General features: G+C 45.0%; 16 protein-coding genes. 15 read left to right on the forward strand and 1 reads right to left on the reverse strand.

The genetic code is table 11. The features are described 5' to 3' along the window. The first annotated feature begins 109 nt into the window (after window positions 1-109). From AS29_RS13905 to AS29_RS13960, 12 genes are all read left to right on the forward strand, one after another. Window positions 110-2,338, forward strand: a complete 2,229-nt coding sequence (locus AS29_RS13905; protein WP_035408043.1) for a S8 family serine peptidase — start codon at window positions 110-112, stop codon at window positions 2,336-2,338. A 192-nt stretch (window positions 2,339-2,530) separates the two neighbouring features. Next, window positions 2,531-2,752 carry an AtpZ/AtpI family protein gene (locus AS29_RS13910; RefSeq protein ID WP_035408045.1) on the forward strand — a complete coding sequence of 74 codons (222 nt, stop codon included), beginning with the start codon at window positions 2,531-2,533 and terminating at the stop codon, window positions 2,750-2,752. Between the two features lie 7 nt (window positions 2,753-2,759). Continuing rightward, window positions 2,760-3,128 (forward strand): ATP synthase subunit I, encoded by a 369-nt coding sequence (locus AS29_RS13915; RefSeq protein WP_035408047.1) that lies wholly within the window; start codon window positions 2,760-2,762, stop codon window positions 3,126-3,128. Window positions 3,129-3,148: 20 nt separating this feature from the next. Continuing rightward, window positions 3,149-3,883 carry a F0F1 ATP synthase subunit A gene (atpB, locus tag AS29_RS13920; RefSeq protein ID WP_035408049.1) on the forward strand — a complete coding sequence of 245 codons (735 nt, stop codon included), beginning with the start codon at window positions 3,149-3,151 and terminating at the stop codon, window positions 3,881-3,883. Between the two features lie 64 nt (window positions 3,884-3,947). After that, window positions 3,948-4,166 (forward strand): F0F1 ATP synthase subunit C, encoded by a 219-nt coding sequence (gene atpE, locus AS29_RS13925; protein WP_035408051.1) that lies wholly within the window; start codon window positions 3,948-3,950, stop codon window positions 4,164-4,166. 179 nt (window positions 4,167-4,345) lie between these two features. Further along, window positions 4,346-4,885: a F0F1 ATP synthase subunit B gene (gene atpF, locus AS29_RS13930; protein WP_035408053.1), complete on the forward strand. Its 540-nt coding sequence runs from the start codon at window positions 4,346-4,348 to the stop codon at window positions 4,883-4,885. Beyond that, window positions 4,882-5,421 carry a F0F1 ATP synthase subunit delta gene (locus AS29_RS13935; RefSeq protein ID WP_035408055.1) on the forward strand — a complete coding sequence of 180 codons (540 nt, stop codon included), beginning with the start codon at window positions 4,882-4,884 and terminating at the stop codon, window positions 5,419-5,421. The genes atpF and AS29_RS13935 overlap by 4 nt, the downstream gene beginning before the upstream one ends. A 22-nt stretch (window positions 5,422-5,443) precedes the next feature. Then, window positions 5,444-6,952, forward strand: coding sequence for a F0F1 ATP synthase subunit alpha (gene atpA / locus AS29_RS13940; RefSeq protein ID WP_035408057.1), 1,509 nt, complete (start codon window positions 5,444-5,446; stop codon window positions 6,950-6,952). A gap of 91 nt (window positions 6,953-7,043) precedes the next feature. Beyond that, entirely contained in the window at window positions 7,044-7,901 is an 858-nt protein-coding gene (gene atpG, locus AS29_RS13945; protein WP_035408059.1) for an ATP synthase F1 subunit gamma, read from the forward strand. Window positions 7,902-7,947: 46 nt separating this feature from the next. Then, window positions 7,948-9,369: a F0F1 ATP synthase subunit beta gene (gene atpD, locus AS29_RS13950; RefSeq protein ID WP_035408061.1), complete on the forward strand. Its 1,422-nt coding sequence runs from the start codon at window positions 7,948-7,950 to the stop codon at window positions 9,367-9,369. A 24-nt stretch (window positions 9,370-9,393) separates the two neighbouring features. Then, window positions 9,394-9,798 (forward strand): F0F1 ATP synthase subunit epsilon, encoded by a 405-nt coding sequence (locus AS29_RS13955; protein ID WP_035408062.1) that lies wholly within the window; start codon window positions 9,394-9,396, stop codon window positions 9,796-9,798. Window positions 9,799-10,393: 595 nt separating this feature from the next. Beyond that, a complete protein-coding gene (locus AS29_RS13960; protein ID WP_051860681.1) occupies window positions 10,394-11,434 on the forward strand; it encodes a hypothetical protein in 1,041 nt (346 codons plus the stop codon). A gap of 34 nt (window positions 11,435-11,468) precedes the next feature. On the opposite strand, the gene AS29_RS13965 is transcribed toward AS29_RS13960, so the two are convergent. Next, on the reverse strand, window positions 11,469-11,957 hold the full coding sequence (locus tag AS29_RS13965; RefSeq protein WP_051860682.1) for a hypothetical protein: 489 nt from the start codon (window positions 11,955-11,957) through the stop codon (window positions 11,469-11,471). 154 nt (window positions 11,958-12,111) lie between these two features. On the opposite strand from AS29_RS13965, the gene AS29_RS13970 reads away from it, so the two are divergent. The 3 genes from AS29_RS13970 (at window position 12,112) to AS29_RS13980 (ending at window position 13,920) form a co-directional block, all read left to right on the forward strand. Further along, complete coding sequence (locus AS29_RS13970) at window positions 12,112-12,462, forward strand: hypothetical protein (RefSeq protein ID WP_035408066.1); 351 nt, start codon at window positions 12,112-12,114, stop codon at window positions 12,460-12,462. 580 nt (window positions 12,463-13,042) lie between these two features. Next, the gene (locus AS29_RS13975) at window positions 13,043-13,417 is read left to right on the forward strand and encodes an NADH-quinone oxidoreductase subunit A (RefSeq protein WP_035408068.1); all 375 of its coding nucleotides are present in this window, start codon (window positions 13,043-13,045) and stop codon (window positions 13,415-13,417) included. Further along, window positions 13,408-13,920, forward strand: coding sequence for a NuoB/complex I 20 kDa subunit family protein (locus AS29_RS13980; protein WP_035408069.1), 513 nt, complete (start codon window positions 13,408-13,410; stop codon window positions 13,918-13,920). The genes AS29_RS13975 and AS29_RS13980 overlap by 10 nt, the downstream gene beginning before the upstream one ends. The last annotated feature ends 3 nt before the right edge of the window (window positions 13,921-13,923 follow it).

Below are 13,923 nucleotides of genomic sequence, written 5' to 3' on the forward strand. Positions count from 1 at the left end.
TGAACTCGATTCTCGGGTTCAGGCCTTTTTTTATGGCATGCAAGCACCCCATTTTACTAATAAAACGAACCGCCTCTGAGAACCCTAATTCGAAGGAGGGGGTTTTGCTATGAAAAAGACAATCATTCTTCTGCTTATTCTGTGCTTTGCAGCGGCAGTAAAAACGTCCTCGAATGCTTATTCCTATCCAAGCCGGCCGCCGATTCCGGAAGAGAGCGGAACGGCTATGGAAAAGCGGATTCTGATTGTAAAGCCGGCTAAATGGCGAAGCTTTCAGGCGAAGTTTAAAAATCAATTTCCAAGGCTGAAAATCAGACATGTCTATACGGAGGTATTTAAAGGGATATCGGTAGAGGGCACCCTAGCAGATTTAACAAGGCTGTCCGCTCAGCCTGAAGTGGAGGATCTTGGTCCGGTCACGACCTATAATACCGAATCGCAATCATATGTTTCCTTCGTTGGAGGTGACAAGGTGCGCAGTCTTTTTGATTCAAAAAATCAGCGGCTGACAGGCAAGGGTGTGAAGGTTGGTGTCATTGACACAGGAATGGACTATCTCCATCCTGATCTGCGCAGGAATTACGCAGGCGGCTATGATGTAGTGGATGATGACCGGGATCCGATGGAGACAAGAGGAAGTGAAGAGTTAGCGACGATTCATGGAACCCATGTAGCGGGAATTATTGCTGCGAATGGCAAAATCAAAGGAATCGCTCCAGAAGCAAGCCTTTACATATACAGGGCCCTTGGTCCGGGAGGGATTGGAACTTCGGAGTGGATCATCGCGGCTATTGACCGGGCGGTAAAGGATAAAGTGGACGTTCTGAATCTATCTCTTGGAAACGATGTGAACGGTCCGGACTGGCCGACAAGCCTAGCTTTAAATAAAGCTGTAGAGAAGGGCGTTATTGCGGTGGCGGCGAGCGGTAATTCCGGTCCGGGAAAATGGACGCTCGGCTCACCGGGGACCGCTGAAAAAGCAATATCCGTCGGTGCATCAACTCCTCCCATAAAAGGATACAAGCTGCTATTGGATAATGCTGAACCTATCAGACTCATTCCATTTCAAGGCGCAGCTGAGTGGAGAGCATTTCGCGGCCTGGAAATTACAGATGCAGGCTTCGGAAGGGGAAATGAGTTTCCGAAAGATATCAGAGGAAAGCTTGTCCTGGTGCAGAGAGGGAAAATTCCTTTTTCTGAAAAGGCAGCATCAGCTGAGAGCAGAGGGGCGGCTGCCATCCTCGTCTATAACAATGAAAAAGGAAATTTTGCAGGCTCGATGAAAAACATTGGGATTCCTGCAGCGTCCCTGTCGAGACAGGATGGGGTAAAACTTAGACGGTCTCTCCGGCAGCGTGCAAGCATCCTTCAGATAAAAGAAGAAGACACCCTGGCAAACTTCAGCTCCCGGGGGCCAGTGACTGGAAGCTGGGAAATCAAACCGGATCTTGTTGCTCCAGGGGTAGCCATCATGAGCACAATCCCGGACAAACAATACAAACCGCTTCAAGGAACCAGTATGGCAGCGCCGCTTGTGGCAGGGGCGGCAGCACTGATCAGGCAGGCTCACCCGGATTGGAGCCCGGAGGAAGTAAAGGCTGCGCTTATGAATACGGCAAAGCCGCTCAAAGATTATCACTCGAGGCTTTACGAGCCGATCAGCCAGGGTGCTGGGAGAATGGATGTCTGGAGAGCTGTGAAAAGTGAGGTTTTAGCGGTGCCTGGCTCCCTCGTCTTTTCGCAGTTTTCATCTGGCGGAAGAAGATCCGCGCACAAAGCTAAGATCAAACTTGTGAATCACTCCGGCCAAACGAAAAAATTTGTTTTCTCTTATCCACCAAGAGCCCAGGGAGTTACGTGGCATATTCCGGGAGCTCAGTATGTAAACCCCCGATCCTCCAAAGAGGTCGAAATTGAGCTGGAAGGAACGCCGATGCACCTCGTTGACGGCACCCATCAGGGGTGGCTTAATGTGACAGCCGGATCGGAGCGCTTCAGCATTCCCTACCTTTACATGATGAATGAACCTGATTATCCCCGTCTGATGGGCTTTGACTTTCATCCCGGGAAAGAGCCGGACACGAGCGAGTACGAAGTTTACCTTCCAGGCGGGGCGGATGAAATTGGCATTGCTTTATATGAACCTGCATCGTATCATTTTATTGGCTATTTGGATTGGAAGAAACATGTCGGAAAAGGCCGGCTGAAAAGAGTACTGAAAAACAGGGAGCTAAAAGTTAGTGAGGGAACCTACAAAGCCCTTATTTTTGCGAAGAAAGGGAAGGTTGAGGACATAATTGAAACCTCGCTCACGATCGATTTTAGGAGTCAACGCTAACTTTGTCTAAAAATGTGAACAATTTGTGCCGGGCTGGGCTGTTTGTGAACTTTTAGCAAGGAATCACATTGACACAGCCCAGTGCCTATTGTTATGCTATATGAGGGTAATGATAAGGTTTTCAAAACTTGTGAATTACTTGTATATTTCCCCTGAAATGACCTATAAAACCTGATTGAGGGGTGCTGTAAAATGCGCGATAAAAATCGTCATCCGTTACAGGCTATGGCCCTTATGTCTGGCATTCTATCACATTTGGTAGGATCTGTTTTAGTAGGGATTTTCGCCGGAAGATGGCTCGACGGCTATCTTCATACGGTACCGCTGTTTTTAATCATTGGCCTTCTTTTAGGACTGTCAGCAGGCGTTTACGGCATGCTGAAGCTGGTCCGCCACTACTTTCCAGGAGACTGAGCATCTCATGTCTGAACTGCATCTCATGAACCAGCGCTATTTAAAATACATAGTATACTTGCTTGCCATTTACGTGCTTGGCTGGGGTTTTACAGATTACAGAGAGATCTTTCTCGGTCTGATAACCGGGACATGCTTTAGTCTTTTTAACTTATGGACGATGGTGCGGAAGCAGAAACAGTTTGAAAAAGCTTATCAGGAAGGCAAATCGATCCGTTCAATGGGGATGCTGTCCAGAATGGCGGCAGCCGGTCTTGCTGTGCTCATTGCAATGAGATACCCCGAGTATATCAATCTAATTTCCGTGGTTATTGGATTAATGACGATTTACGTCGTTATTATGATAGATTTTCTAATACAACATATACGCGACTAGCTGGAAGAGAGGTGAATATATTGGAGCACAAAGCACCTGTCGTAGAGTTTTTAGGTTTATATTTTAACTTGGCGAATATGATGATGATCACCATTGCAAGTGTCATCGTGTTTATTCTGGCTGTGGCTGCCACCCGCACCCTTGCATTGAGGCCAACCGGCATGCAGAACTTTATCGAATGGGTGATGGACTTTGTTAAGAACATCATCAACAGCACGATGGACTGGCAGACAGGCGGCCGATTTTTAACACTTGGCATGACGCTTCTCATGTACATATTTGTAGCGAATATGCTGGGCTTGCCGTTCGCAGTTGTTATTGACCATGAGCTATGGTGGAAATCACCGACAGCTGATCCGGTCATAACGCTTACCCTGGCTGTTATGGTAGTGGGTCTCACTCATTACTATGGGATCAAAATGAAAGGTGCTGGCGAATACGCACGCGATTATATTAGACCAATGAAATTTTTGTTTCCTATTAAAATAATCGAGGAATTCGCGAACACTCTTACACTTGGCCTTCGTTTATACGGAAACATTTTTGCCGGAGAAATCTTGCTTGGATTACTTGCAGGACTGGCAACAAGCGGCTATGCCGATGGTTTTATGGGAGGCATTTTCGGAACATTGGGTGCAATCATACCAATGCTTGCATGGCAGGCATTCAGTATTTTTGTCGGTTCCATCCAGGCTTTCATTTTCGTCATGTTAACAATGGTTTATATGGCCCACAAAGTGAGTCACGACCATTAATTTATAATTAGCTCTATCTAATAGGCAAAACTATTATTTTCATAAGATAAGGGAGGATTTACAAATGAGTTTAGGTTTAATTGCAGCTGCAATCGCAGTAGGTTTAGGTGCACTTGGTGCAGGTATTGGTAACGGACTAATCGTTGGTCGTACAATCGAGGGAATCGCTCGTCAGCCGGAACTAAGAGGAACTCTTCAAACAACTATGTTCGTTGGTATCGCACTAGTTGAGGCACTTCCGATCATCGCAGTAGTTATCGCATTCATCGTAATGGGTCAATAATTACCAGATCAATCACTATATGATGTGAAAAGAAGATGGCGAAGATCATTCTTAGAAAAGAACCTTCGCCATTCTCTTATCTGCCCTACCGTCTCTTTTTTTGTCCAAAAACAGAAATTATGAGGTCATAGCCTTATTAAAACGTATACCGTAACCCTTGAAGGGAGTGAATTCGAGCAATGTTTACTATATTTGCACTAGGCGCAGCAGGCGCGGGTGAAGCTGCAGCAGAAGGCCATTTCAATGGCGGAGATATTATCTTCCAGCTTGTAGCATTCCTGATCCTTCTTGCCCTTTTAAGAAAATTCGCATGGACGCCGATCATGAACATCATGAAAGAGCGTGCAGACCATATCTCCAACGAAATCAGCGGGGCTGAACAGAAGAATCTCGAAGCCGGAAAACTGATTGAAGAACAGCGTGTATTGCTGAAGCAGGCTCGTCAGGAAGCTCAAAGCCTGATTGAAAATGCGAAGAAAATCGGCGAACAGCAAAAAGAAGAAATTATTACAACTGCCCGCAATGAGGCAATCCGCCTTAAAGAATCTGCGCGCAAAGAAATCGAGCAGGAAAAAGATCAGGCTGTCGCGGCACTTCGCGATCAGGTTGCGTCTCTATCTGTCATGATTGCTTCCAAAGTCATTGAAAAAGAATTGAATGAACAGGCACAGGAAAAACTCATCAGCGATTACCTCAAAGAAGCAGGGGATAACCGATGAGCAGCATCCTTGTTTCCAAACGTTATGCATCCGCACTTTTTGAAATTGCCAAGGAAACAAAAATGCTTGATCAGTTCGAAGATGATTTGACAGCTGTTAAGGAAGTATTTAAGCAAAACCCTAAGCTGATGGTTCTGCTTCAGCATCCTAAGCTGGACATGCAAAAGAAAAAAGAGCTTGTTAAAGAAGGGTTCGGAACTTTAACAACTCCTGTTTTAAATACGCTCTACCTTTTAGTTGAGCGCCACCGTGTCGATAGTATCCCTGAAATTGCAGGAGAGTTTGCAAGACTTGCAAACGAAGCCCGCGGTTTAGAGGATGCAGTCGTATACTCTGTGCGTCTGCTGAGTGAAAAAGAACTTTCCGAACTATCCGCAGCATTTGCGAAAAAAATCGGTAAAACGTCATTGAGGCTGAAAAACGTAATCGATCAATCCCTGATCGGCGGCGTGAAGCTGAAAATCGGCAACCGTATTTTTGACGGAAGCGTAAGCGGCAAACTTGCACGAATCGAGAAACAGCTCGTTACAAAATAGATCACAGATAGGGGTGAAACTCATGAGCATCAAAGCTGAAGAAATTAGTGCTCTGATTAAAAAGCAGATTGAAACCTATCAGTCTGAAATCGAAGTTAGTGATGTAGGTACAGTTATCCAGGTTGGTGACGGTATCGCTCGTGCTCATGGCCTCGACAATGTCATGGCTGGAGAACTTGTTGAGTTTTCAAACGGCGTTTTGGGAATGGCCCAAAACCTGGAGGAAAGCAATGTTGGTATCGTTATTCTTGGACCTTACAAAGAAATCCGTGAAGGCGATGAAGTAAAACGTACTGGACGCATCATGGAGGTTCCTGTAGGTGAAGCGCTTATTGGGCGTGTAGTAAACCCGCTTGGACAGCCTGTTGACGGACTTGGTCCGATTGAAACAACAAAAACCCGTCCAATCGAAGGTCCGGCTCCTGGAGTAATGGATCGTAAATCCGTTCATGAGCCTTTGCAAACGGGTATTAAAGCGATCGATGCTCTTGTTCCGATTGGCCGCGGCCAGCGTGAGCTGATCATCGGAGACCGTCAAACAGGTAAAACATCTGTTGCAATTGATACCATCCTAAATCAAAAAGATCAGGATATGGTCTGTGTGTACGTGGCAATCGGCCAAAAAGAATCCACTGTCCGCGGTGTTGTTGAAACACTTCGCAAGCACGGAGCTCTTGATTACACAATCGTTGTAACGGCATCTGCTTCCCAGCCGGCTCCTCTTCTTTACCTTGCTCCTTATGCAGGTGTAACAATGGGTGAGGAATTTATGTACAATGGCAAGCACGTATTGGTTGTTTACGATGACCTTTCCAAACAGGCAGCTGCTTACCGTGAGCTTTCCTTGCTCCTTCGCCGTCCTCCGGGCCGTGAAGCATATCCAGGGGATGTATTCTACGTTCACTCACGCTTGCTTGAGCGTGCTGCAAAGCTTAGCGATGCAAAAGGCGCTGGCTCTCTGACAGCTCTTCCATTCGTTGAAACACAAGCGGGAGATATCTCAGCTTACATTCCAACGAACGTAATTTCCATCACAGACGGACAGATTTTCCTTCAGTCTGACTTGTTCTTCTCAGGCGTACGTCCTGCGATCAACGCTGGTCTTTCTGTATCCCGTGTTGGTGGATCCGCTCAAATCAAAGCAATGAAGAGTGTAGCAGGTACCTTGCGTCTTGACCTTGCTTCTTACCGTGAGCTTGAAGCATTTGCTCAATTCGGTTCTGATCTGGATAAAGCTACTCAGGCGAAACTTGCCCGCGGAGCGCGTACAGTTGAAGTTCTGAAGCAGGACCTTCATAAACCGCTTAAAGTTGAAAAGCAGGTTGCGATTCTTTATGCCCTTACTAAAGGCCATTTAGATGACATTCCAGTACAGGACATCAACCGCTTTGAAAACGAAATGTATGCATACCTTGATCAAAACAATGCTGATCTGCTTGAACAAATCCGTACATCCGGAAAACTTCCTGCTGATGAAGCAATCGTTTCTGCGATCACAGGCTTTAAAAAGACATTCGTAATCTCTGAATAATACATTTTAAGAGGGATCGCCGTTTGGTGCTTCCCCTCTCTTTATGAATAAGACCTAAGACCGGAGTTTAAAAACAAGGTGGTGAGTATCTTTGGCATCATTACGTGATATTAAATCAAAAATCACTTCGACGAAAAAGACGAGTCAAATCACGAAGGCAATGGAAATGGTTTCGGCTGCAAAGCTTAACCGTGCTGAGAACAATGCGAAATCATTCGTTCCTTACATGAACAAGATGCAGGAAGTTGTATCGAATGTAGCAAACGGAATTTCCGGTGCGCGCCATTCCATGCTTCTATCACGTCCGGTTAAGAAAACGGGCTATCTTGTGATTACGTCTGACCGCGGACTTGCAGGTGCTTTCAACAGCAGTGTTCTGCGCGCTGTCTACCAAACCATCCAGAAACGCCATTCATCCAGTGATGAATATGCAGTGATTGCAATCGGAAAAATCGGCCGTGATTTCTTTAAACGCCGCGGTATTACGGTAGCCCGTGATATTGTGTCCCTTGGAGATGAGCCAAGCTTTTCTGATATCAAGAACATTGCAAGCGAAACGGTAGGCATGTATGAAGATGAGACATTCGATGAACTGTATCTCTTCTACAACCACTACGTCAGTGCTATTCAGCAGGACGTAACCGAGAAAAAATTGCTGCCGCTGACTGACATTTCAGCTGAAGGCAAACGTACTTCTTACGAATTCGAGCCGGATGAGGACGAAATCCTTGAAGTGCTTCTTCCTCAGTATGCAGAAAGCTTGATCTACGGAGCGCTTTTAGACAGTAAGGCGTCTGAGCATGCTGCCCGTATGACAGCGATGAAAAATGCAACGGACAATGCCAAGGAATTAATCAGCAGCTACACACTTACTTTCAACCGCGCACGTCAGGCAGCCATCACTCAGGAAATTACCGAGATTGTCGGCGGAGCCGCTGCGCTCGAATAGACCGGAAAAATACATGGTTTTATAAAGCTCGATAGGAGGGAAAGCGATCATGAAAGGACGCGTTATACAGGTTATGGGTCCCGTCGTTGACGTAAAGTTCGAAAGCGGACACCTGCCGAAGATTTACAACGCTCTTACAATTAAGCAAGCTGCAAAAAGCGAAGCTGATGCATCCTTCTCACTTACCTTGGAGGTTGCCCTTCATCTTGGTGATGATACCGTACGTACGATTGCAATGGCATCGACTGACGGATTGCAGCGTAACACAGAAGTAACGGATACAGGTTCACCGATTGTTGTTCCTGTTGGAGATATCACACTTGGACGTGTATTCAACGTACTTGGAGAAAACATCGATTTGGATGCTCCAATTGCTGCTGAATCCCGCCGTGATCCAATTCACAGACAGGCACCTACTTTTGAACATCTTTCCACAGAAGTAGAAATTCTTGAAACAGGAATCAAGGTTGTTGACTTGCTTGCTCCTTATATTAAGGGCGGTAAGATCGGTTTGTTCGGAGGAGCGGGTGTAGGTAAAACCGTTCTAATTCAGGAACTAATCAACAACATCGCACAAGAGCACGGCGGTATCTCCGTATTCGCCGGTGTTGGAGAGCGTACACGTGAAGGTAATGACCTTTACCATGAAATGACGGATTCCGGTGTTATCAAGAAAACAGCCATGGTATTCGGACAAATGAACGAGCCGCCTGGAGCACGTATGCGTGTTGCTTTGACTGGTTTGACAATGGCTGAATATTTCCGTGACGATCAAGGACAGGACGTTCTTTTCTTCATGGATAACATCTTCCGCTTCACGCAAGCAGGTTCTGAGGTTTCCGCCCTTCTTGGACGTATGCCTTCTGCCGTTGGTTACCAGCCGACACTTGCAACAGAGATGGGTCAGCTTCAAGAGCGTATCACATCTACTAACGTAGGTTCTGTAACATCCATCCAAGCGATCTATGTACCAGCCGATGACTATACGGATCCGGCTCCTGCTACAACGTTCGCTCACTTGGATGCAACAACAAACCTTGAGCGTAAATTGTCTGAGATGGGTATCTACCCTGCGGTAGATCCGCTTGCTTCCACTTCACGCGCGCTTTCTCCTGAGATTGTGGGAGAAGAGCACTACAACGTGGCACGTCAAGTTCAGCAGACACTTCAAAAATATAAAGAGCTGCAGGATATCATTGCGATTCTTGGTATGGATGAGCTTTCTGAAGAAGATAAATTGGTTGTACAGCGTGCGCGCCGTATCCAGTTCTTCCTTTCTCAGAACTTCCACGTAGCTGAACAGTTTACAGGACAAAAGGGTTCTTATGTGCCGGTTAAAGAAACCGTTAAAGGCTTCAAAGAAATCCTTGACGGCAAGTACGACCACCTTCCAGAAGATGCTTTCCGCCTTGTTGGACGCATTGAAGAAGTTGTGGAAAGCGCTAAAGGCATGGGTGTTGAAGTCTAATCTGGTCCTTAGGAGGGTATGAGTATGAAGACAGTACAAGTCAATGTCGTTACTCCTGATGGCCCAGTTTACGACGCGGAAGTGGAAATGGTCAGTGTAAAAGCTCAAAGCGGTGAGCTTGGAATCCTGCCTGGACACGTTCCGATGGTTGCTCCCCTTAAAATAGGAGCGGTTCGCCTGAAAAAAGGAAGCAGCACGGAACTCGTGGCTGTTAGCGGGGGATTCATTGAAGTCCGCCCGGATAACGTAACGATTTTAGCTCAGGCTGCAGAAGCTGCTGAGAATATCGATCTTGATCGTGCTCAAGCATCAAAAGAGCGCGCAGAACGCCGTCTGAATCAGAAGACAGCGGATATGGATTCTCATCGTGCCCAACTGGCACTAAGCCGAGCGATTAACCGAATTGACATAAAAAACAATCGTATATAAAGACAGCCCCCCGGTTCCAAACCGGGGGGTTTTTGCATAAAAAATTCCCTCCCTAAGGAAGGAATCTTCATCATCTATATGGCATATGTGTTTTTATCTTAGGTGCCCTCGTATTGGGAGCAATCAAATTAGCCTCTCACGATCTTGCCTTTTGCTGTCAAAAGGAAGCCGGAGTCATTAGATGGTAACGGGATCCTCTCCCAGCTCCATTGCCTCGAGGATGTTCTCCTCAGAAAACCCGATAAGCTGGCTTATTTTTGGAATGGTTAGCGGGATTGTTCGTCCTCGTTTCTTTGTTTCATTCACCACTTTTTTTATCTTATAGAGAATGATGGAGTGTCTGTTATTAATTAGAATTAAAATACAATCACTTCTCCTTTAGAGCTCCCTCAGAGAAAAAATTGAAAGACCACATTTAGTCTATTCCCTTTTTGGGAGGTTATGAAACATTTTTTGTCTTAAACGGAAAAAATTCATTGTTTTGAACCGGCAGGGGATTCCTTCTTTCAAAATATAGACAAAAATCTCAGCTTAAAAGGTAAACTGGAAGATTTATACTATATAAAAAGGATAGAAGAAAAGGGGGAGTATGAACTTGACTGCACTGAATAAACCGCGTTGGGGATGGAAGATCTTTTTGTCTGCCATCATACTTGGAAGCAATGCCCTTATATACAGAATCCCTGATTTTGTGGCGATGACACCGGAAGCTGCAATTGGATCCTTGTTTGATTGCATTCTTATTCTTCCGCTCGCTGCCTATTTGCTCATCATTCGAAAGCGGTATTCACTGCGCTGGATCTTTCCGGTTATCATGGCGGGACTCGCTGTTTCCTGGCTGATCATCCCCATGGAGTACATGGTGCAATTCCATTACCTGAAGTACTTAGTAACAGGCGGCATGGCTGTTTTACTCGGCGCTGAGGTTTTTCTCCTTATTCAGCTCGTTTTAAAGGCGGCTGCCATTCTAAAGGATTTCAAAACACAGAATAGCGTTTCATTTTTTGATAGATTTGAACAGGCTGTTTCAAGGCAGATCAAGACTTCACGCCTGCTCCCCATCCTATCAAGTGAAGCAGCACTGATTTATTATAGTTTTTTTTCTTGGAAGAAGAAGCCTTCGCAAGCTCCAAATATTTTTACCTTCCACAAAAAAACAAGTGTGGTCGCCTTCAATATTATGCTGATTCATGCGCTCCTCATTGAATCAATCGGATTTCACGTTTTGCTGCATTCATGGAACCCGGTTTTATCCTGGATTCTCCTCGTTCTCAATATTTATACGATTTTCCTGTTTATAGCGGAGATACAGGCCTTCCGCCTGAATCCATTTGTAATGACCGATGGGGAGCTGCACTTACAGGTCGGAGTTATGAAGCGGCTTACAGTAGATTTTAAGGAAATTCAATCCGTTTCTTATTACCAGAAGCCTAAGGTTCCTGATGAGTCACGGGTTTTTGACGGAATGCCTAAAGAATTCGCGGAAGAGGAACCAGCTATCGTGATAGAGTTTATTCGTCCAGTGGAGGCAAAATTGCTCTATGGTTTTACAAAAAAAGTAACAAAAGCGCATGTGCGTCCAGATGAACCACAGCTGTTTTATAAAGCGTTGATTCGTAAACTGGCCTGTAATTAAAAGGAGCAGGCACCCCTGCTCCTTTTTCAGCGACTTACCGCTTCATTCTCTTCTCAATTCTCTTAAACCGTCCCAAAAGATAGTGCTCGTCTTCATTTTTCACAGATAGATAGTGGTCTTCAAAATAGTTGGTGAAAAAATCGGTATGTTTTCCGCGATTTAAGCCCAGCACATATTTCGATTCATTAAATGGATACGGCTGAACGGCCCAATCGGTACCTGAAATATTCCTCGTTACCACTTCTCCGAAATAAATGGACATCATCGTTTCAAATTCGTGAATGGTGAGCTGAAGATCCTTCCATCCATTTGTACGGAAACACATAAAATACAATTTCTCCAGGTCAATCAAACTCTCAGGAGAATAATCCAATTCGCGCAGTCTCATATATTCAGCAGCTTCGTGTAAAATTGAAAGCTGTTCAGTACGGTAATCAAAGTAGTAGGCGATGGCTTCAAATTCACTCTCAAATTCAGGGAGATTCCGGCCATATTCCTCCTCGATATGAAATGATTCATGCATACGATCATCTCCTTTTCACTAGGGACAGTATATCACGAAATTTGTAAAAAAATAGGGAATAGAAACCGTTACCTAATGGAAGAAAAATATAGTAAATGAGGTCATTTTTAGGTAGAATGAAAGAAACATATTCGATTTGCAAGGAGAGAACGGGATGGCGTTTTGGATCATACCCCTAATAGCGGGACTATTTTTACTGCGGATCGTTGTTCGCTTTTTCTGGTCCAGAACCATTACATTCCATGTGAATCACATAAAAGATCATCCCCATGAGGAACAGGCAGCCGTATTTATCAGGGCTGTAAAAAGAGTCTGGTCCATACCAAACCAGCAGAATCTATGGATTGAACTGAAGGAAGCTTATTTTATGATTCTGAACAGTGAACAGATTGAGTTTGAAACAAAGCTTGCCATCTATCAGCTGTTAACCAAAAAAAGAGTGTACGGGTTGAGAAAACCATATAAAAGGCTGCATTCCAAAGCCATAACAGAGCCGTCTGCATAGCAGGCGGTTTTTTGTGCTGTTTTTGGCATTGTGAGCATATTTATAGAACAAATCGGTTTGTCCAGCTGGATTTCGGCAGGGGGGATGTTTGTCCAAGGGTTTGAAACCGAGATTTGAACAATCACATGGGGCAGCTAAAAAGATATCGGTCCGGATATCGGCCGAAATTCAGATATATCGGCTATTATTCTAATTTATCGGCCGAAATCATAATATATCGGCTATTATTTAAATTTATCGACCAAAATGGGTGGGATATCAACTTTTCGACATTATTCGTCAAAGAGGCAGACCCCTCCATCTTATGCGTTTCATCTAATGAAGATTCTTATCAACGAAAATTTCAATATATCGACGAAATATCAAGTAAATCAACGAAAATCTGAGTATATCTCGACGAAAAATCAAACAAATCGTCGAAAATCCCAATAAATCAACGAAATCGCGATAATCAGCCTTGCTCAAAGGGTTGCGGCCACTAGCTCTCCAGTTTATATCGACACTTCCAGGAAATGTTTGCTATAATGATAGCGGTTACAAAAATAGAATATTTAGAAAGTTTCAACATTGGAGGGGGATCATGGAATCACTTTATCCATATTGGAATAATTATTTAATTGTCGTTGTTTTTCTTTTACTCGGTTTGCTTCTTCCTGCCATTGCCCTGACAATCGGACGGGTTCTTCGTCCTCACGCTCCCACACAAGCTAAGATGACCACCTATGAAAGCGGGATTGAACCCTTTCATGACTCCAGAATTCAATTTAATGTCCGCTATTACATATTTGCCCTGCTGTTCGTTATTTTCGATGTTGAGACCGTCTTTATGTATCCATGGGCAGTAGCCTATGAAAAATTGGGGATTTTCGCGCTGATTGAAATGCTGATCTTTGTCGTGATGCTGCTGATCGGCTTGCTTTATGCATGGAAAAAGGGGGTGCTCAAATGGACTTAAAGCTCGAAAACCTTCCTCCAGGAGAGCTGGAGCAAATCAGACAAAGTGTCTTCTTAAGCACCTTGGAAGAGCTCAAAGCATGGGCACGAAGCAACTCGCTCTGGCCGCTCACATTCGGTCTGGCCTGCTGTGCCATTGAAATGATGGGGGTCGGTGCATCCCATTATGATTTAGATCGATTCGGTTCCTTCTTCCGCACCTCGCCAAGGCAGTCAGATGTCATGATTGTCTCGGGAACGGTCACGAAGAAAATGGCCCCGATCCTAAAACGGCTTTACGATCAGATGCCAGAGCCAAAATGGGTCATTGCCATGGGCTCCTGCGCGACAGCGGGCGGACCTTACATCAAATCCTATGCCGTCGTTAAAGGGGTCGATCAAATTGTACCAGTGGACGTTTACATCCCCGGCTGTCCGCCAAACCCTGCAGCCCTTATTTATGGGATCAACAAGCTGAAAGAAAAAATCCGTTACGAGGCGAAAACCGGAAAGCGGGTGCTCTAATAC

The sequence above is a fragment of the Bacillus sp. SJS genome, from assembly GCF_000732485.2.
Classification (GTDB): domain Bacteria; phylum Bacillota; class Bacilli; order Bacillales; family Bacillaceae; genus Metabacillus_B; species Metabacillus_B sediminis.